At 69.4% G+C, this 25,051-nt stretch carries 18 protein-coding genes; 11 read left to right on the top strand and 7 right to left on the bottom strand.

What is annotated here, in order from left to right:
- The first annotated feature begins 307 nt into the window (after positions 1-307).
- The 6 genes from OG205_RS03835 to OG205_RS03810 all read left to right on the top strand — a co-directional run bounded on the left by OG205_RS03835 (position 308) and on the right by OG205_RS03810 (position 11,336).
- Positions 308-2,884, top strand: a complete 2,577-nt coding sequence (locus tag OG205_RS03835; RefSeq protein ID WP_330274838.1) for a glycoside hydrolase family 9 protein — start codon at positions 308-310, stop codon at positions 2,882-2,884.
- A 412-nt stretch (positions 2,885-3,296) separates the two neighbouring features.
- Positions 3,297-4,382 (top strand): multiple monosaccharide ABC transporter substrate-binding protein, encoded by a 1,086-nt coding sequence (chvE, locus tag OG205_RS03830; protein WP_330274837.1) that lies wholly within the window; start codon positions 3,297-3,299, stop codon positions 4,380-4,382.
- 26 nt (positions 4,383-4,408) lie between these two features.
- Positions 4,409-5,911 (top strand): multiple monosaccharide ABC transporter ATP-binding protein, encoded by a 1,503-nt coding sequence (gene mmsA, locus OG205_RS03825; RefSeq protein ID WP_330278092.1) that lies wholly within the window; start codon positions 4,409-4,411, stop codon positions 5,909-5,911.
- Positions 5,911-7,125: a multiple monosaccharide ABC transporter permease gene (gene mmsB / locus OG205_RS03820; RefSeq protein WP_330274836.1), complete on the top strand. Its 1,215-nt coding sequence runs from the start codon at positions 5,911-5,913 to the stop codon at positions 7,123-7,125. The genes mmsA and mmsB overlap by 1 nt, the downstream gene beginning before the upstream one ends.
- Before the next feature lie 37 nt (positions 7,126-7,162).
- On the top strand, positions 7,163-10,237 hold the full coding sequence (locus OG205_RS03815; RefSeq protein WP_330274835.1) for a family 43 glycosylhydrolase: 3,075 nt from the start codon (positions 7,163-7,165) through the stop codon (positions 10,235-10,237).
- A gap of 13 nt (positions 10,238-10,250) precedes the next feature.
- A complete protein-coding gene (locus OG205_RS03810; RefSeq protein ID WP_330274834.1) occupies positions 10,251-11,336 on the top strand; it encodes an aldose epimerase family protein in 1,086 nt (361 codons plus the stop codon).
- Between the two features lie 165 nt (positions 11,337-11,501).
- Here the strand turns inward: OG205_RS03810 and OG205_RS03805 are convergent, their stop codons facing one another.
- The gene (locus OG205_RS03805) at positions 11,502-11,834 is read right to left on the bottom strand and encodes a hypothetical protein (protein WP_330274833.1); all 333 of its coding nucleotides are present in this window, start codon (positions 11,832-11,834) and stop codon (positions 11,502-11,504) included.
- A gap of 215 nt (positions 11,835-12,049) precedes the next feature.
- Between OG205_RS03805 and OG205_RS03800 the strand changes: the two genes are divergently transcribed.
- The 5 genes from OG205_RS03800 to OG205_RS03780 are packed head-to-tail and all read left to right on the top strand — an operon-like array spanning position 12,050 to position 16,449.
- Entirely contained in the window at positions 12,050-13,588 is a 1,539-nt protein-coding gene (locus tag OG205_RS03800; protein WP_330274832.1) for an amino acid adenylation domain-containing protein, read from the top strand.
- The gene (locus OG205_RS03795; protein ID WP_330274831.1) at positions 13,585-14,817 is read left to right on the top strand and encodes a hypothetical protein; all 1,233 of its coding nucleotides are present in this window, start codon (positions 13,585-13,587) and stop codon (positions 14,815-14,817) included. Before OG205_RS03800 ends, OG205_RS03795 begins: the two co-directional genes overlap by 4 nt.
- Positions 14,818-14,827: 10 nt before the next feature.
- On the top strand, positions 14,828-15,601 hold the full coding sequence (locus tag OG205_RS03790) for an enoyl-CoA hydratase/isomerase family protein (RefSeq protein WP_330274830.1): 774 nt from the start codon (positions 14,828-14,830) through the stop codon (positions 15,599-15,601).
- Between the two features lie 12 nt (positions 15,602-15,613).
- A complete protein-coding gene (locus OG205_RS03785; RefSeq protein ID WP_330278091.1) occupies positions 15,614-16,123 on the top strand; it encodes a sigma-70 family RNA polymerase sigma factor in 510 nt (169 codons plus the stop codon).
- Entirely contained in the window at positions 16,120-16,449 is a 330-nt protein-coding gene (locus OG205_RS03780) for an anti-sigma factor family protein (RefSeq protein WP_330274829.1), read from the top strand. The genes OG205_RS03785 and OG205_RS03780 overlap by 4 nt, the downstream gene beginning before the upstream one ends.
- Before the next feature lie 116 nt (positions 16,450-16,565).
- Here the strand turns inward: OG205_RS03780 and OG205_RS03775 are convergent, their stop codons facing one another.
- From OG205_RS03775 to OG205_RS03750, 6 genes are all read right to left on the bottom strand, one after another.
- Positions 16,566-18,524, bottom strand: coding sequence for a family 43 glycosylhydrolase (locus tag OG205_RS03775; RefSeq protein ID WP_330274828.1), 1,959 nt, complete (start codon positions 18,522-18,524; stop codon positions 16,566-16,568).
- Positions 18,521-20,158 (bottom strand): glycoside hydrolase family 27 protein, encoded by a 1,638-nt coding sequence (locus tag OG205_RS03770; protein ID WP_330274827.1) that lies wholly within the window; start codon positions 20,156-20,158, stop codon positions 18,521-18,523. Before OG205_RS03770 ends, OG205_RS03775 begins: the two co-directional genes overlap by 4 nt.
- A 63-nt stretch (positions 20,159-20,221) precedes the next feature.
- Positions 20,222-21,685, bottom strand: coding sequence for a non-reducing end alpha-L-arabinofuranosidase family hydrolase (locus tag OG205_RS03765; RefSeq protein WP_330274826.1), 1,464 nt, complete (start codon positions 21,683-21,685; stop codon positions 20,222-20,224).
- A gap of 39 nt (positions 21,686-21,724) precedes the next feature.
- The gene (locus OG205_RS03760; protein WP_330274825.1) at positions 21,725-22,738 is read right to left on the bottom strand and encodes a cellulose binding domain-containing protein; all 1,014 of its coding nucleotides are present in this window, start codon (positions 22,736-22,738) and stop codon (positions 21,725-21,727) included.
- A gap of 169 nt (positions 22,739-22,907) precedes the next feature.
- Positions 22,908-23,948: a LacI family DNA-binding transcriptional regulator gene (locus tag OG205_RS03755; protein ID WP_330274824.1), complete on the bottom strand. Its 1,041-nt coding sequence runs from the start codon at positions 23,946-23,948 to the stop codon at positions 22,908-22,910.
- 141 nt (positions 23,949-24,089) lie between these two features.
- Positions 24,090-24,857 carry a FadR/GntR family transcriptional regulator gene (locus OG205_RS03750; RefSeq protein WP_330274823.1) on the bottom strand — a complete coding sequence of 256 codons (768 nt, stop codon included), beginning with the start codon at positions 24,855-24,857 and terminating at the stop codon, positions 24,090-24,092.
- Between the last annotated feature and the right edge of the window lie 194 nt (positions 24,858-25,051).

The following is a 25,051-nucleotide window of genomic DNA, read 5'->3' as shown; positions in this document are numbered from 1 at the left end:
TCCCTCGCGGGTCGAGTTTTCTGCTTCACAGCCCGTCGCCGCCTGGGTTACCAGCACAGGGACGGTGTACCGCCCACGGTCTTACACGAGCTCCACAGACCTGACATCCCACCAGCCCGGCGGTAGACCCGGCCGACTTGGTTATCGCCGACCGGGCGCGACAACTCCACAAGCCGCTCCGTCAACCGCCGAACCTGGGGTCAGGGCACGGTCTTTCGCCCTGGAGGCGAAACCCCGCCCTTGTCCTGCTCCGCAGGGGTCCGTTTCCTCCCGGCCTGAAGGCCGGGGTATCCACGAAGGAATCCCGATGAGATCGTCACCCCCACGTCTCCTCGCCGCGACCCTGCTCGCGGTGCTGACGGCGAGCTCACTCCAGGCCGCGGGCTCAGCCGCGGCGGCAGACTACGAACGCGTGCTCAACGGCACGTTCGACAGCGGCGCCGCCGATCCCTGGTGGAGCGGCGCCGGAGTGACCAACCGGGTCACCGGCGGCGAGTTGTGCGCGGCGGTCACCGGTGGGACCACGAACCCGTGGGACGCCCTGATCGGCCAGAACGGCGTTCCGTTCGAGACCGGCCAGTCCTACACGTTCTCGTTCGACGCCCGCGCCACCACGGCGCAGCCGATCACGGCCGCCGCGGGCGAGAGCGTGAGCCCGTACCGCGGGATCGCGAGCCAGCAGTTCGCGCTCTCCACCGCCAAGCAGCACTTCACGTTCACCTTCACGTCCACTTTGGACTTCCCGGACGCGGGCAACGGCCAGGTCGCGTTCCAGCTGGGCGGACAGGCCGCCGACAACACGATCTGCGTGGACAACGTCTCCGTGGTCGGCGGCGTGAAGCCACCCGGTGGCGTCAACCCCAACCCCACCAAGAAGGTCCAGGTCGACCTGGTGGGGTACGTACCGGGTCTGCCCAAGCGCGCCACCCTCGTCTCCACGGCCACGACGCCGCAGACGTGGACGCTCAAGAACTCCGCGGGCACGGCCGTCGCCACCGGCCAGAGCACGCCGAAGGGCGCGGACGCCACGTCCGGTGACTCGGTGCACCAGATCGACTTCTCTTCGTTCGACACGGCCGGCACCGGCTACACGCTGTCCGTCGGTGAGGACAGCAGCTTCCCGTTCGACATCTCCGCGGACCCGATCAAGAAGCTGCGCTACGACTCGCTCGCGTTCTTCTACCACCAGCGCAGCGGCACGCCGATCCAGGCGCAGTACGTCGGCGACGAGTACGCGCGGCCCGCCGGGCACATCAACGTCGCGCCCAACCAGGGCGACAACAACGTGCCGTGCCGGGCCGACCTCGCGTGCGGCTACACGCTCGACGTGCGTGGAGGCTGGTACGACGCGGGCGACCACGGCAAGTACGTGGTCAACGGCGGCATCGCGGCATGGCAGCTGCTCAACTCCTACGAGCGGGCCACCCGCGTCGGTGACGCGTCCGCGTTCCGCGACGGCACCCTCGCCATCCCGGAGAAGACCAACGGCGTGCCCGACCTGCTCGACGAGGCGCGCTGGGAGGTCGACTTCCTGCTGAAGATGCAGGCACCCGACGGCATGGCGCACCACAAGATCCACGACGCGAACTGGACGGCCCTGCCGACCCGGCCCGAACTGGACGACCAGCCGCGCAGGCTGTCCGCGACCAGCACCGCCGCGACGCTGAACCTGGCCGCGGTCGCCGCGCAGGCGTCCCGGCTGTGGAAGGGCATCGACGCCGCGTACTCGGCGACGCTGCTCACGGCGGCGCGCAAGGCCTACACGGCGGCCAAGGCGAACCCGGCCAAGATCGCCGACCCGAACGACGGCACCGGCGGTGGCGCCTACAGCGACAGCACCGTCAGCGACGAGTTCTACTGGGCCGCGTCGGAGCTGTACGCGACCACGGGTGACAGCGCCTACCGGACCGACGTGACGGCCTCGCCGCACTACAAGGCGGCAGGCCTGACCAGGGCCGGTTTCTACTGGGGCGGCACGGCGCCGCTGGGTGACATCACGCTCGCCCTGGCGCCCAACGGCCTGCCGGCGGCGGACGTCGCGGCGATCAAGTCCGCGTTCGCGACCGTCGCGGACCAGCACCTGACCGCCATGGCCGGGATGGGCTACGCCGCGCCGTACGACAACAGCGTGGACGGGTACGTCTGGGGCTCGAACTCCGCGGTTCTGAACAACGCCCAGGTGCTCGCGCTCGCCCACGACTTCACCGGTGCCGCCAAGTACCGCGACGGCGTGTTCGAGGCACTGCACTACGTCCTCGGCCGCAACCCGCTGAGCACCTCGTACGTGGCGGGCTACGGCGACCAGGCGATGCGCAACGCGCACCACCGGTTCTGGGCCAACCAGAACGACCCGACCCTGCCGATCGCGCCGGCCGGTTCGCTGTCCGGCGGCCCGAACAGCGCTCTGCAGGACCCGGTGGCGCAGCGGCTGCTCGCCGGCTGCCCGCAGCAGAAGTGCTGGGTGGACGACATCGGCGCCTACTCGGTCAACGAGGTGGCGGTGAACTGGAACTCCGCGCTCGCCTGGGTCTCGGGCTGGGCGGCGGAGAAGTCCGGGACGACCGCGCCGAAGCCGGACTGCGAGGTCGGCTTCACCGCCGGCCGGTGGAACGACGGCCTGTCCGCGCAGGTGAAGCTCACCAACACCGGTACGACGGCGTGGACGTCGTGGAAGCTCGGGTTCGCGTTCCCCGGCACCCAGAAGGTCACCGCGGGGTGGTCGGCGACGTGGAGCCAGACCGGGCGGGACGTGACGGCGGCCAGCATGCCGTGGAACGGGCAGGTCGGACCCGGCCAGGCCGTCCACATCGGATTCAACGGCTCCGGCACCGGAACGGATCCGACCGCCTTCACCATCAACGGAAAGGCCTGCAAGATCGCCTGACCCGCACCAGGGATGCGCCCGCTGTCACTTCGGTGGCGGCGGGCGCTTTGCGTTCGTGGTGTGGACACGGCTTCCCAGCTACGCCAGTATCGCCAGATCACGACGCCCGACCACGCGGCCTCCAGCGCGAGGACGGGACCGGAAGCGGCACGCGACACCAGCTCGAACATCCCGCTCGGCGACCCCACCAGTCCCCAGGCACCAGGGCATCGCCCGCCGGCGGGGCCGAGGCCGCCAGGAACGCGTCCGTCGACCTCGACAACCCGAGGCGGGCGCTCCGCATTTCCGTTTCCTGTGAGCGCTAACAGGTACTACCTGCTGTTATCCAGTTGAAACTTGACGGGCAAGTTGTTAGCGATAACACTCGCCGCCTACAGCATTTGTTGCCTGTCGGTGACATCGAGGAGAAGCAATGAGGCTTGCCAGGATCGCGGCCACCACCGCACTCGCCGTCACCCTCACCGCCTGTGGTTCGGCGCAGAAGACGGTCGACCAGCAGACTGGCTCCAGCGAGGGTGCGCTGGTGGGCGTCACCATGCCGACGCGGTCGTCCGAACGCTGGATCCACGACGGTGACAACATCAAGAAGGCCCTGGAGGGCAAGGGGTACAAGGTCGACCTCCAGTACGCGGAGAACGACATCCCCACCCAGGCCAACCAGATCGAGAACCAGATCACCAAGGGCGCCAAGCTCCTGATCGTCGCCTCGATCGACGGCACCGCGATCACGTCGCAGCTGCAGCAGGCCGCCGACGCGAAGATCCCGGTGGTCGCCTACGACCGGCTGATCCGCAAGAGCCCGAACGTCGACTACTACGCGACGTTCGACAACTTCAAGGTCGGCGTGGAGCAGGCGAACTCGCTGCTGGCCGGCCTGAAGACGAAGGGCGAGGGCCCGTTCAACGTCGAGTTGTTCGCCGGGTCGCCGGACGACAACAACGCCACGTTCTTCTTCAACGGCGCCATGTCCGTGCTCCAGCCGCTCGTCGACCAGGGCAAGCTCGTGGTGAAGTCGGGCCAGAAGGACTTCAAGACCGTCGCGATCCTGCGCTGGGACCCCGCGACCGCGCAGAAGCGCATGGAGGACCTGCTCACCTCGACCTACGGCGGTGCCAAGGTCGACGGCGTCCTGTCCCCCTACGACGGCATCTCGATCGGCATCCTCTCCGCGCTCAAGAGCGGTGGCTACGGCACGGCCGGCCAGGCCTACCCGATCGTCACCGGTCAGGACGCCGAGGTCGCCTCGGTGAAGTCGATCATCGCCGGTGAGCAGTACTCGACGATCCACAAGGACACCCGCCTGCTCGCCGACGTCACGGTGAAGATGGCCGACGCGGTGCTCAAGGGCGGCAAGCCCGAGGTCAACAACACCAAGGACTACGACAACGGCAACAAGGTCGTGCCGTCCTTCCTGCTCCAGCCCGTCCCCGTGGACAAGGCGAACTACCAGAAGGAACTGATCGACTCCGGTTACTACACCGCCGACCAGCTCAGGTAGATCCTGTGTCCGACGACATCCTGGTGATGCGCGGCATCACCAAGAGGTTCGCGGGTGTCACCGCGCTGCACGAGGTCTCCTTGACCGTGCGGCGCGGTGAGATCCACGCGATCTGCGGCGAGAACGGCGCGGGCAAGTCCACGCTGATGAAGGTGCTGTCCGGGGTCCACCCGCACGGCACGTACGACGGCGACATCCTCTTCGAGGGCGAGCCGTGCGCGTTCGACGGCATTCGTGACAGCGAGCGCCGCGGCATCGTGATCATCCACCAGGAGCTGGCGCTGTGCGGTCAGCTCTCCGTGGCGGAGAACCTGTTCCTGGGCAACGAGAGATCGCGGCGCGGGCTCATCGACTGGAACCGCACCAACCACGAGGCCCAGGCGCTGCTCGACCGCGTGGGACTGCAGGCGAACCCGACCGCCCCGGTGAACGACCTCGGCGTCGGCAAGCAGCAGCTCGTCGAGATCGCCAAGGCGTTGTCCAAGGAGGTCAGCCTCCTGATCCTGGACGAGCCGACGGCCGCGCTGAACGACGACGACTCCCAGCACCTGCTCGACCTGCTCGACGGCCTGCGGGACGAGGGCATCACCTCGGTGATCATCTCCCACAAGCTGGGCGAGGTCACCAGGATCGCCGACACGGTCACCGTCCTGCGGGACGGCAAGACCATCGAGACGTTGCCCGCCAAGGGACTCAGCGAGGAACGCATCATCTCCGGCATGGTCGGCCGCGACCTCGAGCACCGGTTCCCGCCGCGCACGCCCGACATCGGCGAGGAGGTGCTGCGCATCGAGGACTGGACCGTGCACAGCCCCGCCCAGCCGGACCGGGTGGTCGTCGACAACGCCACGTTGTCGTTGCGGCGCGGGGAGATCGTCGGTCTCGCGGGCCTGATGGGCGCGGGCCGCACCGAACTCGCGATGAGCGTCTTCGGCCGTTCCTACGGCGTCGGCATCTCCGGGCGCGTGGTCAAGGACGGCCAGGAGATCGACACGCGCACCGTGCGCGGCGCGATCCGGCACGGCCTCGCGTACGTGAGCGAGGACCGCAAGAAGTACGGCCTCAACCTGATCGAGGGCGTGCAGCGCAACGTCTCCGCCGCGGCGCTGGGCAAGCTCGCGAACCGCGGCTGGGTGAACGAGAACGAGGAGTACACCGTCGCGGAACGGTTCCGGAAGTCGATGGGCATCAGGACGGCCGCCGTGTCGACGGTGACCGGCACGCTGTCCGGCGGCAACCAGCAGAAGGTCGTGCTGGCGAAGTGGATGTTCACCGACCCGGACGTGCTGATCCTCGACGAACCGACGCGCGGCATCGACGTCGGCGCGAAGTACGAGATCTACTCGATCATCAACGAGCTCGCCGCCCAGGGCCGCGCGGTGCTCGTGATCTCCTCGGAGCTGCCGGAACTCCTTGGCCTGTGCGACCGCGTGTACGCGCTGTCGGAGGGCCGCATCACCGGCGAGGTCAGCCGCGAAGAGGCCACGCAGGAACGCTTGATGCAGTACATGACGCGAGGACAGAGCTGATGACCACGAAGACCGCGCCCGCTCCCGCCGCCGCCACGCCGGCCCAGTCACGGCGGTTCTCGATCAACCCGCGGCAGTCGGGCATCTACGTCGCGTTCGCGTTGATCGTCGTCCTGTTCGCGGTGCTGACCGACGGCGCCCTGCTGCAGCCGCAGAACATCTCGAACATCATCGTGCAGAACTCCTACGTGCTGATCCTCGCGATCGGCATGATCCTGGTGATCATCGGCGGGCACATCGACCTCTCGGTCGGCTCGACGGTGGCGCTGACCGGGGCGATCTGCGCGGTGCTCACCGTCCAATGGGGACTGCCGTGGCCGGTGGCGGTGCTGCTGACGCTGCTCTCGGGCGCGTTGATCGGCGCGGCGCAGGGCTACTGGATCGCGTACTTCGGCATCCCGGCGTTCATCGTCACGCTGGCGGGCATGCTGGTGTTCCGCGCGCTCACCCTGACGACGCTGGGCAACCAGGGAATCGGGCCGTTCCCCGACGAGATCCGGTCGCTGGCGAACGGCTTCACGGGCGGCTACCTCGGCAACATCGCTCTCGGCCCGCTCGGCGGGGCCGACCTCGTGAGCCTGCTCGCCGGACTCACGTTCGTGGCGGGGTTCGCGTTGTCGCAGTGGCGCAAGCGCGCGGCCCGGCTCGGCTACGGCCAGGTCGTCGAGCCGATGCCGGTGTTCGTCCTCAAGATCGTCGGCGTCGGTGTTGTCGTGATGGCCGTCGTGGTGCAGCTCGCCCGGTTCCGCAACCTGCCGTGGGTCCTGGTGCTGCTCGCGGCGCTCGCGCTCGGCTACTCGCTGATGGCCGGCAACTCGGTGTTCGGACGGCACATCTACTCGATCGGCGGCAACCTGCAGGCCGCCACGCTGTCCGGCGTGAAGGTCAAGGCCGTCACGTTCTGGGTGTTCGTGAACATGGGCGCGCTGGCCGCACTGGCCGGCGTGATCTTCGCCGGCCGGCTCAACCAGGCGGGCCCGACGGCGGGCATGTCGTTCGAGCTGGACGCCATCGCGGCGGCGTTCATCGGTGGTGCCGCGGTCCAGGGTGGTGTCGGCAAGGTCGTCGGTGCCATCACCGGCGGCCTGATCATGGGCGTGATCAACAACGGCATGTCCCTGATCGGCGCGCCCAGTGAGCGCGTGATGCTCGTGAAGGGTCTCGTCCTGCTCGCGGCGGTCGCCTACGACGTCTGGACCAAGCGACGCGCCTGAAATCTCCTCTCTCCACCCCGGAAGGCGAACAACAACGATGTTGTCATCCCTGCGCCGTTTCGGTCTGGTGGTGGCCGTGACGGCCGCCCTGGTCCCCATCACCCCTGCCGCCGCCGAACCGCTCGTGCGGACAGCGGCGAACGCGCTGGAAGTCCCGAACATCGACGACGTCCGCGGACATCTCACCCTGCCCGCCACCGGCGCGCACGACACGACCGTCACGTGGAAGTCGTCCAACGGCAAGGTGATCACGGCGACCGGTGAGGTGAGCCGCCCTCCTGCGGGCGGCAAACCCGCCAAGGTCGTGCTGACGGCGAAGGTGAGCCGCGGGCAGCAGAGCGTCACCCGCGCGCTCACCGCCACCGTCACCCCGTTGCCCGTCAAGGAACCGCTGGCCGGCTACAGCTTCTTCTACTTCACCGGCGAAGGCAGCCCGATCGGCGAGCAGATCTACGCCGCCGCCAGCAACGGGAACAACCCGCTGGACTTCTCCGAGGTCAACGGCGGCCAGCCGGTCCTGAAGTCCAGCCTCGGTGAACTGGGCGTGCGCGACCCGTTCATCCTGCGCTCCCCCGAGGGCGACAAGTTCTTCCTGCTGGCCACGGATCTGAAGATCAACGGCGGGCGCGGCTGGGACGCGGCGCAGCGCAGCGGCAGCCGGTCGCTGATGGTGTGGGAGTCGACGGACCTGCGGAACTGGTCTCGCCAGCGCAGCGTCCAGGTCTCGCCGCCGACCGCCGGCAACACCTGGGCACCGGAGGCGTTCTGGGACGCCAAGCGCGGCCACTACGTCGTCTACTGGGCGTCGAAGCTGTACGCGGAGAACGATCCCGGCCACACCGGCGACAGCTACAACCGGATGATGTACGCGACCACGCGCGACTTCGTGACGTTCAGCCCGGCGAAGGTGTGGATCGACCCCGGCTACTCGGTGATCGACTCGACCGTCATCGAGCACAACGGCACCTACTACCGCTACACCAAGGACGAGCGGAACAACTCGTCGTCCTCGCCGTGCAGCAAGTACATCACCGCGGAGAAGTCGGCGGACCTGCTGAACCCGAAGTACGACTTCGTCGCCGAGTGCATCGGCAAGGCCACCTCGACCAGCCCCGGCCTGAGCGCCGGTGAGGGCCCGACAGGGTTCAAGTCCAACACCGAGAACAAGTGGTACCTGTTCATCGACGAGTACGGCGGCCGCGGCTACGTGCCGTTCGAGACGACCGACCTCGCCTCCGGCAAGTGGACCATGTCCACGGGCGCCCGCCTGCCCACCTCTCCGCGGCACGGCACGGTGCTCCCGGTGACCCAGGCCGAACTGTCCCGGCTCACCGCTCCCCCAACGCCGGTGAAGGCCGACTCGAAGGGTCTCGTCGCGCACTGGCCGCTCAACGGGTCCGCCGCCGACGCCACCGGCCACGGCTACGACGGCGTGCTCGCCGGCGACGCCACGTGGTCCGAGGGCTCCCTGTCGCTCAAGGGCGGGCACGTCCAGCTGCCGAACAACATGCTGACCGGCGCCCCTGCCGCCACGATCTCCGCCGACGTGCTGGTGGATCCGGCCCAGCAGACGCCGTACTTCCTCTACGGGTTCGGCAACACCGCGCCGAACGGCGTCGGCAACGGCTACCTGTTCAGCACCGGTGACGGGTACCGCGGCGCGATCGCGACCGGCAACTGGACGACCGAGCAGGGCGTGAACTCCAGCAAGGCGCTGCCGCGCGGCGTCTGGAAGAACGTGACGCTGACCGTCGGCAACGGCGTGGAGGTGCTCTACCTCGACGGCGTGGAGGTGGCCCGCAACACCGCCGTCACCATCAAGCCGTCCGACCTCGGCGGTGGCGTCACCGCGGCCAACTACCTCGGCCGATCGGTCTATGCGGCGGACAGGACGTTCCAGGGCAGGATGAAGGACGTCCGGCTCTACAACCGGGCGCTCGCGAGCACCGAGGTGGCCGCGCTGCCGTTCAACGCGACCCTGATCCGGTCGGTCGCGCACAACTCGCTCAAAGCGCCCGCGGTCATCGAACCCGGCAGCGTGGTGCTCCCGGTGCGACCTGGTACCGACCTGCGGCGGGTCCAGCTCGACTTCGGCCTGGCTCCCGGCGCGACCATCACGCCCAGCGGCCCTGTCGACCTGCGCAAGCCGCGGCAGTTCACCGTGAAACTGGGCCGCGAGAGTCGCGTGTGGACGGTCGAGGCCCACGAGATGCGCAGTCCCGTGCTGCCGGGCCTCAACGCCGATCCGAACATCGTCGCGTTCGGCGACACCTACTACATCTACGCGACCACCGACGGCTTCGACGGCTGGAGCGGCACGAAGTTCTCCGCCTGGTCGTCGAAGAACCTGGTCGACTGGAAGGACGAGGGCGTCATCCTCGACCTCGGTCCGGGCGTGAGCTGGGCGGACCGCAACGCGTGGGCGCCGACGATCGTCGAACGCGACGGGAAGTACTACTTCTACTTCTGCGCCGAGGCCAAGATCGGCGTCGCGGTGAGCGACTCCCCGACCGGCCCGTTCGTCGACTCCGGTCAGCCGCTGATCGCCCGCAACCCCACCGGCGGCGGCCAGGCCATCGACCCCGCCGTCTTCGTCGACCGCTCAGGGCAGGCGTACCTCTACTGGGGCAACGGTGAGGCCTACGTCGTTCCGCTCAACAGTGACATGATCTCCTACGACCCGGCCAAGATCACCCGCCTCACCGGGCTGACGGACTTCCGGGAGGGCCTGTTCATGGTGGAGCGGAAGGGCACGTACTACCTGAGCTGGTCGATCGACGACACCCGCAGCGAGGACTACCGCGTCGCCTACGCGACCGCGCCCAGCCCCACCGGCCCGTTCACGAACCGCGGCCTGATCCTGAGCAAGGACCTGAAGCTCGGCGTCAAGGGCACCGGGCACAGCTCGATGCTGCAGGTGCCGGGCACCGACGACTGGTACCTCGTGTACCACCGCTTCGCCATCCCCGGCGGGGACGGCACGCACCGCGAGACCACGATCGACAGGATGAGGTTCGGCCGCGACGGCTCCATCGTCCCGGTCACGCCGACCCTGGAGAGCGTCGCACCACAACGGATCCGGCCGCAGCACTGCCGGGCCCTGATCAACTGACACGAGGAGTTCGATGTCGCAGCGGGAACCCGAGCTACGCCGGGAGCAGTTCGGCCGGGTCGGTGACACCGACGTCCACCGGTACGTCCTGGCGTGGCCGGGTGGCCTCACCGTGCGGGTGCTGGACTACGGCGGGGTGATCCAGTCGCTGGAGGCGCCCGACCGCCACGGCGTTCCCGCCAACGTGGTGCTCGGGTTCCCCACGCTCGACGACTACGTCGCGAACACCCGGCCCGGCGCGACCAGGGTGTTCTTCGGCGCCGTGATCGGCCGGTACGCCAACCGGATCGCGCGCGGCGCCTTCACCCTCGACGACGTCCAGCACCAGCTCCCGCTCAACAACGGCCCGAACAGCCTGCACGGCGGACCGGCCGGCTTCGACACGCGGGTGTGGTCCGCGACCGAACTGCACGAGACGGACAGCGTGGGCGTGCGGCTCGAACTGGTGAGCCCGCACGGGGACGGTGGCTTCCCAGGCGCCGTGGACGCCCAGGTGACGTACCGGCTCGACCGGCACAACCGCCTGAGCATCACCTACCGCGCGACGACGGACGCGCCCACCGTTCTCAACATGACCAACCACACCTACTGGAACCTGGCCGGGGAAGGCAGTGGCGACGTGCACCGCCAGTCGCTGATGCTCAACGCGAGCCGGTTCTGCGCCGTCGACGAGGCCCTGATCCCGGTGGGCGCTCCCGTGCCGGTCGAGGCGAGCCCGTTCGACTTCCGGCTGCCGACCGCGATCGGCGCCCGCATCCGCGCGGCCCATCCGCAGCTGCGGATGGCCGGAGGGTACGACCACAACTGGGTGCTGGACTCGTCCGGTGCCTCGTTCGCCGCGCAGGCCTGCGACCCGGTCTCCGGACGCCTGCTGACCCTGTGGACCAGCGAGCCCGGCCTGCAGTTCTACTCGGGCAACTTCCTGACCGACGACCTGGTCGGCACCGGTGGCCGCCCGTACGGCCGCGGCGCGGGCTTCGCCCTGGAGGCACAGCACTTCCCGGACTCGCCGAACCGCCAGGACTTCCCCAGCACGGTGCTGCGGCCCGGCGACGTCTACCACCAGGAGACGGTCTTCCAACTGTCCACTGCGGACTAGGGTCTGTGTCGAAGTCTGGTTCGATGAGAGTCGCGCTTGAGGTGGTTCCTGGTGGTGCGGCCGGACGACCCGCATACCGTTGTTGTATGTGGGTCGTCCGGCCGTGCCGCCAGGGGCCGCCTCGGGCCCGGCTATCGCGGACCAGACTTCGACACAGGCCCTAGATCACGCCGCGTGACTGCACGTGGGGCAACTGCAGTTGGCACACGTGCAGTTCGCACACGAGTCCGAGCAGCCATCGCACGCGCACTGGGCGTGGTTGCACGTCGGGCAGTCGCATTCTGAGCAGTCGCACTGCGCGCACGAGTCCGTGCAGTGCGCGCACCGGCACTTGTCGCACTCGTCGTAGTGCACACCGCGATCCGTCACGTGTTCGCGGTGCAGGTGTCCGTCGTGCAGGTAGTCGACGTGGTCCCGGTGCACGACGGCATCGTGGCCGCAGCCGGGGCCGTGGGTGTGGCGGTGCAGTTCCGCGGGAGCGTGCTCGACAGTCGTCATAGGACAGATGCTCATATGCGCAGACGACTATGACAAACGCAGGAGCCCTGGATCATCCGTCTGGGTGACGGGACAGTCCCGCTCACGCGCGAAGAAAAGCTTTGCACGGCAAGGACTTTTCGAATTCGACGAGCGATTCGACACGACGTGAACTTCCCGACGGGCTGTCTCGTTCAAGCGGTTGCCCACGCACCGCTCACGAAAGGGCACCCGTCGTGACAGCCCTGTTCCAGGAATCCGCCCTGTGCGATCTGTCCCCCGCCGACCGCGAACTGTTCCAGGCGTTCGGCGCCGGTCCAGTCCGGACCCCTCCGTCCGACCACGTCCACCACGCCTTCGAGACGCACGCGACACGTCGCCCGCACCTGACCGCGGTGGAACACCTCGGTGAGTCCCTGACCTACGGGGAGCTCGACGCCAGAGCCTCGACACTGGCCGAGATCCTGGTCCGCGGCGGCGTGCGCCCCGGCGACCACGTAGGACTGTTCCTGACGCGGTCGATCTCCATGGTGGTGGGCGTTCTCGCGGTGCTCAAGGCCGGCGCGGCCTACGTGCCACAGGACGTGCGCATCACCCCCGAGGCCCATCTGCGGCACATCGTCCGGACCGCGCGGGTGAACGTGGTGCTCACCACGACCGCGGACGCGGCCTCCCTGCCCCCTCACCTCGCCACGATCATCACGATCGACACGCTGCCCGCGGCCGGTGCGTTCCGCCGCACCATCATCGCGGAGTCGGACATCGCCGCCGTCATCTTCACGTCCGGCACCACCGGGCGGCCCAACGGGGTGCGGGTCTCCCACGCCAACCTGTGCAACGTCCTGCTCACCGCGCCCGGTTCCCTGGGCATCGCACCGGGGATCAGGGTGTCGCAGCTGCTCAACATCGCCTTCGACATGGCGATGTGGGAGATCCTCGGCACGCTCGCGAACGGCGGCACGCTCGTGATCCGCGGCGACGACCTCGGGCGGACGGCGAGCACGGTCGACGTCGTGATCGCCACGCCCAGCGTGCTGGCGACGCTGGATCCCGCCGCGTGCCACCGGGTGCGCACGGTCGCGGTCGCCGGCGAGCGCTGCCCGCAGGCCCTCGCGGACGTGTGGGCAGGCCGCGTGGCGTTCCACAACGCCTGCGGTCCCACCGAGGTCACCATCGTCAACACGGTGCAGCGCTACGAACCGGACTCCGGGCAGCTCACCATCGGCAGGCCCGTGCCGAACACGACCGTGTACGTGCTCGACGACGACCTGCGGCCGTGCCCCATCGGCGCGGTGGGTGAGATGTGGGCAGGCGGGGCGTGCGTGACGGGGGGCTATCTGGGCGACCTCGACCTCACGGCGGAGCGGTACCGCCCCGATCCGTTCCTCGGCGGCGACCACCTGATGTTCCGGACGCGCGACCTCGGCAGGTGGACGCGCGAGGGCCGGCTGGAGCACCGCGGCCGCACCGACGACCAGGTCAAGGTGCGCGGGTTCCGGGTAGAGCTGGACGCGGTCACCGCGGCGCTCGAGCGCGCCGAGGACTGCGACCGCGCGACGACCGTGGTGCACGACGGAAAGCTCGTCGGATTCATCAGCCCCGGCACCGCGACGCCGGAGCAGGCGAGGCGGGCGGTCTCGCAACGGCTGCCGTACTACTGCGTGCCGACGCTGATCGTCCCGGTCGACACGCTGCCGACGACCGACCGCGGCAAGGTCGACCGGCGCGCGCTTCTGTCGCGTGTGGACGGACTGCGGCGGGAGCCCGTGGCATGACGGTGCACGATCTCGTTCTGCCACCGGCCGAACGATCCCTGCGCGCGGTCCTGCGCCGGCGCCCGTTCACCCACCACAACCGGCTCGCGGCGGGCGTCGTCCTCGCGAACCTGGTCTTCGCCGTGGCCGGCGACTGGTGGGGCGACCAGGACGTGCTGACGACGCTCGTGGTCGTCAACGTGGCGCTCGCCGCGCTGATCCGGCAGCAGCTGGTGATCAACCTGCTGTTCCGGCTGGCCACCAGCGCGCCGACGCACTGGCCGTTGCGGGTGCGGTGGACGCTGGGCAAGGTCTACCACTTCGGTGGTCTGCACGTCGGCGCCGCCGTCTGCGCTGTGGCCTGGTTCGTCCCGCTCGCCGTCATCACGCGCGGCGCGCTGCCGATGGCGTTGAGCTGGACGATCCTCGCCCTGCTCGTCGCGATGACCGTGATCGCGCTCCCCCGGTTCCGTGCCCGCCACCACGACCTCTTCGAACGGTCGCACCGATTCGGCGGCTGGACCGTGCTCGTGCTGTTCGGAGTGCTGGCCGCGGTCTCCAACCCGGTGTTCCTCTGGCCCCTCGCCCTCGTGGTGGTCAGCGTTGCGCTGCCGTGGTTGCGGCTGCGGCGTGTGCCGGTGCGGATCGTCAGCCCGTCACCGCACGTCGCGCTCGTGTCGTTCGACCACGGCGTCACGCCGTTCGCGGGCTCCTCGACAGCGGTGAGCCGCAACCCGTTGCTCGAATGGCACTCGTTCGCGAACGTGCCCGCTCCTGGACGCTCCGGCTTCCGGCTCACCATCTCCCGCGCGGGCGACTGGACGGCGAAGCTCATCGCCGACCAGCCGAGCCACCTGTGGGTGAAGGGGATCCCGACCGCGGGTGTCGGCAACATCGACAAGCTGTTTCGCCGGGTGGTGTGGGTCGCCACCGGCAGCGGCATCGGTCCCTGCCTGCCGCACCTGCTCGCCCGCACCGCGCCGGCCACGCTGGTGTGGTCGACCCGCGACCCGCGCCGCACCTACGGGGACGCGCTGGTCGACGAGATCCTCGACGCGCAACCCGACGCCGTCGTCTGGGACACCGCCGGTCAGGGCAAGCCTGATCTCGTCGCGCTCGCGCACGACGCCTGCCGCCGCTTCGACGCGGAGGCGGTCATCTGCATCTCCAACAAACAGACCACCTGGCACGTCGTCGAAGAGCTGGAGGCCAGGGGAATCCCGGCCTACGGCGCCATCTGGGACTCGTGAGGAGACCACTGTGGACTATCAGGACCTCGTGCTCGACCAGCAGGGCGGCGTACTGACGGTGACCGTGCACCGGCCACACGCCCGCAACGCCCTGTCCCAGCGGACTCTCACCGAACTGCGCCACCTGCTGTCGACCCTCTCCGGTCCCCGCGCGGTCCTGCTCACGGGATCGGAGGGGCCCGCGTTCATCGCCGGCGCCGACATCCGCGAGATGGCGGCCATGACCGCCGAGGAGGGAGAGGAGTTCGGCGCGCTGGGCCAGGAGGTGACGTGCCTGCTCGAACGGCTCCCCGTCCCCGTCGTGGCCTGCGTCGACGGCTACGCGCTCGGCGGCGGCTGCGAGATGGCGCTGGCGTGCGACTTCGTCTACGCCACCCGCAAGGCCGTGTTCGGGCAGCCGGAGGTGCTCCTCGGCCTGATCCCCGGGTTCGGTGGCTGCGTCAGACTGTTCCGGCGGGTCGGGGTGGCGCGGGCCCGCGAGATGATCTTCTCCGGCCGGCAGGTGGACGCGGCGGAGGCGCACCGCACCGGGCTGGTGAACCAGGTCTTCGACACCCGCGAGGAGATGTTCGCCGCCGCACGGCTGGTGCTCGGCGACATCGCCGCCAACTCGCCCGCCGCGGTGGCCGCGTGCAAGTCGGTGATCAACGCCGCGGACGGCATGCCGGTCGGGCTGGGGCTGCACGTCGAGCTCGAGGCGTTCCGGCACACCTTCACCACGGACGACATGCGCGAGGGCACAGCGGCGTTCCTCGGCAAACGCTCCCCGGCGTTCCGCACCTAGGCGGGGTGCGTCATCAACGACGACCACATCGCCCTGTTGCGCGCGCTGCACGACGGCCACTCCGCCGCCCTGTGGCGCTACGCCCTGCGGCTGACCGGGGACGAGCAACTCGCCGAGGACATCGTCCAGGAGGCGCTGCTGCGCGCCTGGCGGCATCCCGAGGTGCTGGAGCAGGGTTCGTCGGCGTCCAAGGCGTGGCTCTACGCCGTGGCGCGCAACTACGCCATCGACGAACGCCGCAGCGCCCGTGCCCGGTGGGAGGTCGACTCGGAGAGCCTGCCCGAACGCTCGCGGGCCGACCACACCGACTCCACGCTCGACGCCTGGCTCGTCGCCGACGCGCTGTCCACGCTCAAACCCGAGCACCGGCAGGTGATCGTGCGGGCCTACTACCGCGGCGAGTCCATCGCCGAACTCGCCAACGCGCTGGAAGTACCGCAGGGCACGGTGAAGTCGCGGCTGCACTACGGCCTGCGGGCGTTGAGGCTCGCCCTGCAGGAGAACGGGGTCACGGGGCGGTGAACACACCGGATCCGTTCCGGGAGTGGGACGGCGCCTACGTCCTGGGCTCGCTGTCGACCGCGGACCGGCTGGCCTACGAGCAGCACCTCGCGCAGTGCGCCTCGTGCGAACGCGAGGTCTGCGGGCTCGCCGGGGTGACGGGCCTGCTGTCGCGCGTGCCGGAGGCGTGGGCGGTGCAGTCGCTGGACACCGACCCGGAGGTGCCCGCCGCCGTCCTGCCCCGGCTCGTCCGGACCGTGCGGCGGCGTCACCTCGTGGTCGCGGCGGCGACGGTTCTCGTCGCCGCCGTGACCGGTGCGGTGCTCGCCGTGCTGTTGTGCTGTTAGTGGCGTGGCTCGGAACGTCGCCGGGGGAATTCGCGGTCAGACGGGTGCATCGTGGTGCCCTGCTGAGCGTGAATTACCCAGCCACGTTCCCGGGCCACGCCACTACCTCTGAACTGTCAGGGAGTGGTCAGCTCGAATCGCTGTACCCCTACTGAGCCGCCGAGCGCCTGCGTGGCGTGGTTGAAGACACCGAACCGGTAGCCCATGAAGAACTGCCAGTCGCTCTTCAGCGTGAAGCCGCTGCCCAGTGACGTGAAGTTCACGCCGTCGATGCTGTAGGAGAACCTCGCCTGCCGTCCGCTGCCGGGACGGATGTCGGCGTTGGCGCGCAACCAGATCCGGGTGCCGGTGAGGTTCGCGCTCGCGACCTCGGTGCCGGTGCCGGTGGTGTTCCAGTTGCTGTCCATGGTGAGGCCGTTGACCATGACCACGCGGTTGCGGCCGCTGTCGCGCTTGACCCCGATCCACGCGGAGGAGTCGCGCAGCATCGCCAGTCCGGTGCGGTCGCCGTCGCGCATCGACGCGAGGTCGAGTGTGACAGTGGCCGTGGAGGTCGGGCCCTGTATTCGGTGGGTGAGGGTGTTGCGGGCGTTGTACAGGTCGTTGGTGACGGTCGCGGTGGACAGCCTCAAACCGTTGTTGACGCTGTACTTCGTGGTGTCCGGGTTGTGGTTCCACTCCCACTGCGGACCGAGTTTCGTTCCGTCGAAGGTGTCCACCCCGGTCATGGGTTTGACCTGGCGCGGTGGTGCGGGCAGGTTCGGCATCGGGTAGTTCGCGCCCCAGCCGCCGTTGACGGTGGTGATGCGCGGCCAGCCGTCGGAGGTCCAGGTGATCGGCGCGAGCACCGGCACGCGGCCGCCGGGGTAGGCGTCCACGAAGGCCATGTAGTACCAGTCGCCGTTCTGCGTCTGCACCATGCCGCCCTGGTGCGGCACTCCCCCGCCCTGGATCGGCGTGGGCATGTTCAGCAGCACCTGCTGGACTGTGTAGGGGCCCCACGGGCTCGACGACTTGAGCACGTACTGGCCGTTCGCGGGCCTGGTCAGCCAGATGTAGTAGCTGCCGTTGCGCTTGTAGAACCGCGCGCCTTCCAAGGTGCCGATGTTGGACGGCGTCTGGAAGACCTGCTGCGAACGGACTTCCGACTTCCCGTCCGCCGAGAGCTGCGCGACGCTGATCGTGGTGTTGCCGTAGGCGACGTACATCGTGTCGTTGTCGTCGACCAGCATTCCCGCGTCGTAGTAGCACTTGTTGATCGTGGAGAGCTTCGACCACTGCCCGTCCACGGCCGCGGCGGTGTAGATGTGGGTCTGGGCGAAGTCGACGCACCCGCCCCAGTAGAAGGTGTTGTTGCTCTTGCGGTGGTTGAACATCGACGCCCAGATACCCCGCACGTAGCCCCGGCTGCCGTTGAGGTCGTACTTGGAGCCGAAGTCCAGACGTGGCACGGAGTGCCCGGCGAACTCCCAGTTCACCAGGTCGTAGGAACGCAGGATCGGCGCGCCCGGCGAGTAGTGCATGGTCGACGCCGAGTAGTAGTAAGCGTCGCCCACGCGGATGATGTCGATGTCCGCGAAGTCCTGCCACAGCACCGGGTTGGTGAACGAGGCCGGCCGGGGTGTCGACGTCGTCGTGGTGGTCGTTGTCGTGGTGGTGGTGGTCGGATCCGTGCCGCCGTTGCAGGTGGTTCCGTTGAGGCGGAACGACACCGGGTCGGGGTTGGCGGAGCCGGACGTGGCGTTGAACCCGAACTCCACCTTGCCGCCGGAGGGCACGGACCCGTTGTAGGAGGCGTTGCGCGCGCTGACGTCGCCGCCGCTCTGCGTGATCACCGCGTTCCAGTGCTGCCCGACCTGCTGGCCGGAGGCGTACGCCCACTCGAGCGTCCAGCCGGTGATCGCGTCACCGGTGTTCGTGATGGACACGGACGCGCCGAAGCCGCCCTGCCACTCGGAGGTCAAGGTGTAGCTGACCGAACAGCCGGGAGCGGCCTGTGCGGTCGTGCTCGCGGCCAGTCCCGCGGCCACCAGAGTGAGGGCGGACACCGCCGCCGCGACGGGAGCCCATCTCATGATCGTGACCACCTCTGGTTGGTCTGGCCGTTGCAGGTCCACAGCACCAGCTTCGAGCCGTTGGTGGTCGCGGCCCGTTCGACGTCGAGGCACAGACCGGCGTTCGTGTTGCGCAGCGTCCCGTCGGAGCCCAGCGTCCAGCGCTGGTTCGCCTGGCCGTTGCACTGCCAGACGATGACCCTCGTGCCGGTGGCGGTGCCCTGGTCGTACGCGTCGAGGCACTTGTCGCCGAACACGCGGACCTCGCCGTTCGTCCAGGACGTCCACCGCTGGGAGGCCGGGGTGAGGCAGTCCTGGATCACGGCCGCGGCCCCTGCCGCAGTGGAACCGTTCTCGACGTCGAGGCAGCGGTTCGACCCGGCACCGCGCAGCCGGGAGGTGGTGTTCTCCAGCGGGCTGCCGCCGGTCACCCGGAACGCGGTGACGCCGTGCGCGGGAACGGCCGCGGAGATCGCGCCCGACGTGCTGGACGTGCCACCGGTCCAGAGGTCGGTCAGCGTGAAACCGCTGCCGGACAGGCCGATCTGGGCGGCCGTGGTGGCGATGGTCGCGGTGCCGCCGCCCCGGTTGAACAGGCCGACGGCGACCGAGCCGTCCGCGAGCGGTTTGGCGAACACCTCGGTGGCGCCGTCGTCACGCACCCGGCGACCGCCCGCACCCAGGCTGTCCTGGTTCACGGTGATCAGGCGCTGGTTGCGCAGGACCGCGCTGACGTCGGCGGACATGGTGCGGATGTCGTTGCCCGCCATCAGCGGCGCCGCCATCAGCGACCACAGCGTGAAGTGCGACCGCGACTCGGTGAGCGTGAGGCCGGGGCGGCCGACGACGAGCATGTCCGGGTCGTTCCAGTGGCCGGGACCGGCCTGCACGGCGAGCGGGGCGGTGATGTCGACGACGTTGCCCACGCCCATCGGGTAGCTGTTGGTGTTGCCGTTCTGCCAGATGTCCAGCAGGTCCTCGGTGGTGCGCCACAGGTCGGCGATCTCGCTCCAGTCGTACCTGTCGCCGGTGGGAGCGTGGAAGCTGTTGGAGTTGATGCTGTAGACGATCGGGCGGCCGGTGGCGCGCAGGGCGTCGCGCATGATCGTGAACCGGGCGATCTGCTCGTCGCGGGTGCCGGCGCCCGAGCACCAGTCGTACTTCAGGTAGTCGACTCCCCACGACGCGAAGCTCCGCGCGTCCTGGGCCTCGTGCCCCTTGCTCCCCGTCGAACCGGGGTGGGCGCCGGTGCCCTGCGCGCACGTCTTCTCGTTCGGCGCCTGGTAGATGCCGAACTTCAGGCCGCGGCCGTGGATGTAGTCGCCCAGCGCCTTCATCCCGCTCGGGAACTTCGACGGGTGCGCGCGCAGGTTGCCGGAGGAGTCGCGCTGCGGGTCGAACCAGCAGTCGTCCACGACGACGTACTGGTAGCCGGCGTCGCGCATGCCCGACGACACCATCGCGTCGGCGGCCTGGCGGACCTGGCCCTCGGTGATGCCGCAGCCGAAGCTGTTCCAGCTGTTCCAGCCGAGCGGCGGGGTCAGCGCCGGGCTGCCGGGAGCGGCGGGCGCGGCGGCGGGATTCGCGGTGACGGTCGCCATCGCCGCCAGCAGGACGGCGGCGAGGCGCGTGATTTTCCTGGACCAGGAGGGCATCGTTGCCCCTTTCTCGCAGGGGGACGCCGCCGGTGCGCGTGCCCGGCGGCGTCGGTCCTGCACTCAGCAGGTCGAGTTGGTCTGGGTCAGCAGGCCGAGCCGCCAGGGCAGCCGGTTGTAGTCACCCCCGGCGTTGGGATCCATGCCCTGGTAGAGGTAGCTGAGCTTGCAGGGGCTGATCTCCATCGTCTGGTCGACGTTCGTGCGCACCATCTCGCCGTGGCTGATGTCGCGCGTCCACTGTCCACCTGGGAACGTCACGTTGTTCGCGCGGGCGAACGGGTTCGACTCGCTCTCCGCCAGTCCCGTCCACGGACCGGTGATCGAGGGCGCGGTCCAGGAGCGGAACCAACGGCGGCCGTCCGAGCCGATCGCCTCGTGCACGAGGAACCACTGGTTCTTGCCGGCGATCTTGTAGACGTTGGCCGCCTCGAACAACCGGTTCTTGTTGCTGTCCTGCATGGCGATCACCGTGTTGGTGAAGCCGTTCGGGAACTGCGCGAGGCTGGTCTCCGACCGATAGAGGTGGCCGTTGTCGTCGGAGGAGAACAGGTAGCACTTCCCGGTGTCGCACACCGTCCAGAAGTCGACCCAGTAGCCGTTGCCGATGTTGTCGCGGATGATCTGCGGCATTCCGTTGGCGTAGAAGTTCTTCGGCGTGGACCACGAGGCCGGGTTGGAGATGTCCGTGGTCGTGGAGTACGACGCGTTGGACCCGGTCTGGTAGACGAGGTACCAGAGGCGTTGCGGCGCGAAGTAGAACACCTGCGGCGCGGCCCGGTACCCGGCACCGACGCCGGAGCGGTCGAGGTAGTAGTGCGGTGCCGACGACGCCTGGGACCAGTCGCTGAAACTGGTGTACATCAGGTTGTAGCCGTTGGTGTAAGTGGACGCGAAGACGTGGTACTTGCCGTTGTAGTACACGACGCTCGGGTCCTTCACCGCGACGTTCGCGTGCGTGGCGTCCGGCTTCGGGCTGATCAGCACGCCGCTCGAGTTCCAGCGGAAGCTCGACGGCAGGTTGCCCACCGGCGGGTTGCCCGTCGTGGTCGTGGTGGTCGTCGTGGTGGTGGTGGTGGTGGTCGGGCCGACGTCGCCGGTGCACAGGGTGCCGTTGAGCGTGAACGCCGTGGGGTTCGGGTTCGTCGAACCGGTGGAGGAACCGTTGAAGCCGAACTCGACACGGCCGCCGGTGGGGATCGTCGCGTTGTACGCGACGTTGCGCACGGTCACCTCGGTGCCCGACTGGGTCGCCTCGGCGTTCCAGGCCTGCTTCACCTGCTGGCCGGCGGAGAAGCCCCAGGTGAGCGTCCAGCCGTCGACGGCGTCACCGAGGTTGGTGACGCTGACGTTCGCCGTGAAGCCACCGTCCCATTGCGACGGTGCGGAGTAGGTCACCGAACAGCCCGGCGCGGCGGCTGCGGGAGGCACCGCCACCGCGGCGAGCGCGGACACCGCGATGAGCGGCACGGCGGCGACGGCCGTGAGCCGGGCTCGTCGTGATGTGAACAATCGTGCGAAGAACATGATCACCCTTCGTCGTCGGAGGGAGCGGAGAAGCAGGGATCACGCACTGGCGCAGGTGGCGGTTCCGACCGCCACCGCACCGGAACCGGACGCGAGGAAGCCGAACGTCGTCGAGGCGCCGGGGTTGATCGAGCCGTTGTACGGGGCGTTGGTGACCGTGACCGAACCGCTGGCGACGCCGCCCCAGATCTGCGACACGGTGTGCCCGTTGGGAAGCGTGAACCTGACGGTCCAGCCGGAGAGGGCGGACGCGGTGGGGTTCGCGACGGTGACCTCGGCCTGGAAACCGCCGTTCCAGTGGCCCGTGACGCTCGACGTGGCGGTGCAGGTGCCGCCGGGTGCGGGAGGATCACCGATGCTGCCGGGAACCGAGGACAGCGCGGTGAACCAGACGGCCGCCATCTTGCTGTAGCCCGCGGCGTTCGGGTGGATGCCGTCGGGCAGGTCGGAGATCGGCACCGCCGGGTACATGTCCACGACGTGCACCCGCTTGCCCGCCGCCGCTTTCGCCCGCAGCAGCGGGACGATGGCGGCGTTGTAGCCGCGCACGGTGGCGTCGGCGAACCGGATCGGGATGATGGTCGAGACGAACACCTCGGCGTTCGGCGCCTGAGCGGTGATCTTGTCCACCAGCGCGGAGAGCCGGCGTGGCGCACCGGCGGGGTCGCTGCCGTACATGTCGTTGGTGCCGATGTGCAGCAGGATCGTGCGCGGGGTGTAGGTCCTCAGCCAGTTCACGACGTTCGCGTCGACCTGCGCGATGGTCCAGCCGGGGTGCCCCTCGTGGTTGCGGTCGGGCATGGAGCCCGGCCCGTCCGCGAGCGAGCCCACGAAGTCGACGGCGCGTCCGGCGGCACGCAGCTTCGTGCCGAGGTCGAGGCGGTAGCCACCGATGGAGCCGCCCTGGGTGATGGAGTCGCCCAGGGGCATCACCCGCACCGGGTCGGCGGAGACGGCCGGAGCCTCCACAGTGGACGGTTCGGCGAGAGCGGGCGACGCGGCCAGCAGAGTGGCGATCAACGCACCGCACAGCGCTTTGAGCGGGCTCGGCATGATGAGCCTTTCGACGAGCGGTCAGCGGCGGGGCGGCTTCCAGCAATGTAGAAGACCCCGTCACGCCGGGTCAAAGCTAAATGTGAGCGCTAACTTTTAGCAAAACGACGTGCACAAGCGTTCAACCCACAAACGGTCGCCTTCGCGCTGTTAACGCGAACAACGCCGCTCACCGCTGCGGCGGCGCGACCGAACCGCCCTCGCGCACCGGCATCGGCACCCGGTGGACCAGCGGGGGCCGGACGCCGCGTCCCCGTCGCCCGAGCATCCCAACCAGGATCTCGACCGCCTGCACGCCGAGCTCGTGGTGGGGCAGGGCGATGGTGGTCAGCCTGGGCCGCATCCACGAGGCGACGGGGTGGTCGTCGAACCCCAGCACGGAGACGTCGCCCGGCACCGAGAGCCCGGCCTCCCCGAGTGCCTGGTAGGCCCCGAACGCCAGGCGGTCGTCGAAGCACACCAGCGCCCTGGGCAGGTGGTGCCGCAGCAGCTCCCTGGTCGCGTCGTACCCGTCCTCCGGCGTCCACGTGGGGCAGCGGTGCGCGCTGACCACCTCGACGCCCGCGGCCGCGAACACCTCGCGCATCCCGATGAGGCGCTGCACGGCAGCGATGCTGTGGGGCGGGACGTCGTAGGGACCCGGTCCCGCGCCGATCAGGTGCACGCCGTGGCGGTGCCCGGCCTCGACGAGGACACGTGCCGCCGAACGACCGCCCTGCACCTCGTCGGACACGACCGACGGAATGCTCGAACGGGCCCCGGCGGTGGCGTTGAGCAGCACGGTGGGCCCGTGATGCAGGCCTTCCGGCACCACGATGGCCCTCGTGTGCGTGGTGGCGTAGACGATGCCGTCCGCGCGCCGGTCGCGCATCGCCTCGACCAGCGACCGCTCGAGTCCGGCGTCTCCGCCGGTCTCCCCGGCGAACAGCATGAAACCGTGCCGGTAGGCGGCTTCCACCGCGCCCTTCACCACCTCGCCCGCCAGTCCGGAGGAGGTGACGGTGTCGAGCACGAACCCGATCGTCCGCGACGGTCCCGGACGGGGCCCGCCCACCAGGGCGGCGCGCCGGTAGCCCAGCTCCCTGGCCGTGGAACGGACCCTCTGCTCGGCGTCCTCGGAGATGCGCAGTTCGCGCGCGCGTCCGGTCAGCACGAGCGACGCCGTCGTCACCGACACCCCGCTCGCCGCCGCGACGTCGGCCAGGGTCACGCGAGTTCGTCCCACCGCAGATCCGCCTCCCGTGCTGTACGGGCCCGACCGCGTTCCAGTCGGATGTTCCACAAAATGGTTGTGGTCACACGCCTTCCGCCGAACGGCCCTGGCGGAGGGGACCGTCCGGCGACGAGCGGTCTACCGCTTCAGGCGGCCGGGGTCCCCCGCCTCTCCTCGGCGCACGAGCCACGCCTCGGTGATGTGGGTGAACATGGCCTGCGCGGCACCGGCCTCGTCGCGGGCGGCGATGCGGTCGCAGATGCGGCGGTGCCCCTGGTTGGAGGCCGTGCACATGTCCCGGCCGCTGCGGCCGTGGTAGCCGGCGCTGTTGAGCACCTGTCTCTCCAGCGAGCGCACCACGCCACGGGCGATGCGGTTCCCCGAGGCCTGCATGATCGTGTCGTGGAACAGGCGGTCGTGCTCCTCGTAGGTGGCCGTGTCGCCGACGAGCTCGTCCATCCGGTCCACCAACGCGCGCAACCGGTCCAGGGCGTCCTGGCCGGCGGTGCGCGCGGCGACCTGCGCCATGTCCGACTCGAGCAACCGGCGGGTCACCACCACGTCGTCGAGGATCGCGAGGCTCTCGTCCTCGTCGACCGCGGCGGCGAGCACCAGCTCGTCGAGCATGTTCCACTGCGCCATCAGGGTGACCGTGGTGCCCGCGCCCTGGCGCACCCGCACCAACCCCTTCTCCTGCAGGACCTTCACCGCCTCGCGGATCACCGTCCTGCTCACCGAGAAGGTCTCGCACAGCACGGGCTCCGGCGGCAGTGTGGTTCCGGGGGCGTAAGTGCCGCGCACGACGCGTTGCACCAGCTCCGCGGTGACCGCGGCGGCCAGGTTCACCGGTCTCCGCGTCCATCCGGGGATCGCGGCCTCGCCCTGCTCCGGACGTGTCACCGACATCTCGCCTCCGTTGCGCCGCAACCTGTTGCCAGGACCCGACAGTATACGTAACACCATTGACGTCACACGTCATACGAGTTACGTTCGCGTTGTTCTTGAGCCGGCCTGGACGCCGGTCCTCCCGTCCGCGGGACCCCGTCCGCACGCCCCGTTCCACGGTGCCGTCGCCGCGAATTCCTCCGCCCGACGCCGGC

The sequence above is a fragment of the Lentzea sp. NBC_00516 genome (assembly GCF_036346835.1).
Lineage (GTDB): Bacteria > Actinomycetota > Actinomycetes > Mycobacteriales > Pseudonocardiaceae > Lentzea > Lentzea sokolovensis.
Note: the sequence above shows the minus strand (reverse complement) of the source record. Positions and strands in the feature narration are given on the sequence as shown.

Coding starts and splice junctions, on each gene's coding strand:
- OG205_RS03835 (WP_330274838.1), top strand. CDS start 308: ATGAGATCGTCACCCCCACGTCTCCTCGCCGCGACCCTGCTCGCGGTG.
- chvE (WP_330274837.1), top strand. CDS start 3,297: ATGAGGCTTGCCAGGATCGCGGCCACCACCGCACTCGCCGTCACCCTC.
- mmsA (WP_330278092.1), top strand. CDS start 4,409: ATGCGCGGCATCACCAAGAGGTTCGCGGGTGTCACCGCGCTGCACGAG.
- mmsB (WP_330274836.1), top strand. CDS start 5,911: ATGACCACGAAGACCGCGCCCGCTCCCGCCGCCGCCACGCCGGCCCAG.
- OG205_RS03815 (WP_330274835.1), top strand. CDS start 7,163: ATGTTGTCATCCCTGCGCCGTTTCGGTCTGGTGGTGGCCGTGACGGCC.
- OG205_RS03810 (WP_330274834.1), top strand. CDS start 10,251: ATGTCGCAGCGGGAACCCGAGCTACGCCGGGAGCAGTTCGGCCGGGTC.
- OG205_RS03805 (WP_330274833.1), bottom strand. CDS start 11,834: ATGACGACTGTCGAGCACGCTCCCGCGGAACTGCACCGCCACACCCAC.
- OG205_RS03795 (WP_330274831.1), top strand. CDS start 13,585: ATGACGGTGCACGATCTCGTTCTGCCACCGGCCGAACGATCCCTGCGC.
- OG205_RS03775 (WP_330274828.1), bottom strand. CDS start 18,524: ATGAGATGGGCTCCCGTCGCGGCGGCGGTGTCCGCCCTCACTCTGGTG.
- OG205_RS03770 (WP_330274827.1), bottom strand. CDS start 20,158: ATGCCCTCCTGGTCCAGGAAAATCACGCGCCTCGCCGCCGTCCTGCTG.
- OG205_RS03765 (WP_330274826.1), bottom strand. CDS start 21,685: ATGTTCTTCGCACGATTGTTCACATCACGACGAGCCCGGCTCACGGCC.
- OG205_RS03760 (WP_330274825.1), bottom strand. CDS start 22,738: ATGCCGAGCCCGCTCAAAGCGCTGTGCGGTGCGTTGATCGCCACTCTG.
- OG205_RS03750 (WP_330274823.1), bottom strand. CDS start 24,857: ATGTCGGTGACACGTCCGGAGCAGGGCGAGGCCGCGATCCCCGGATGG.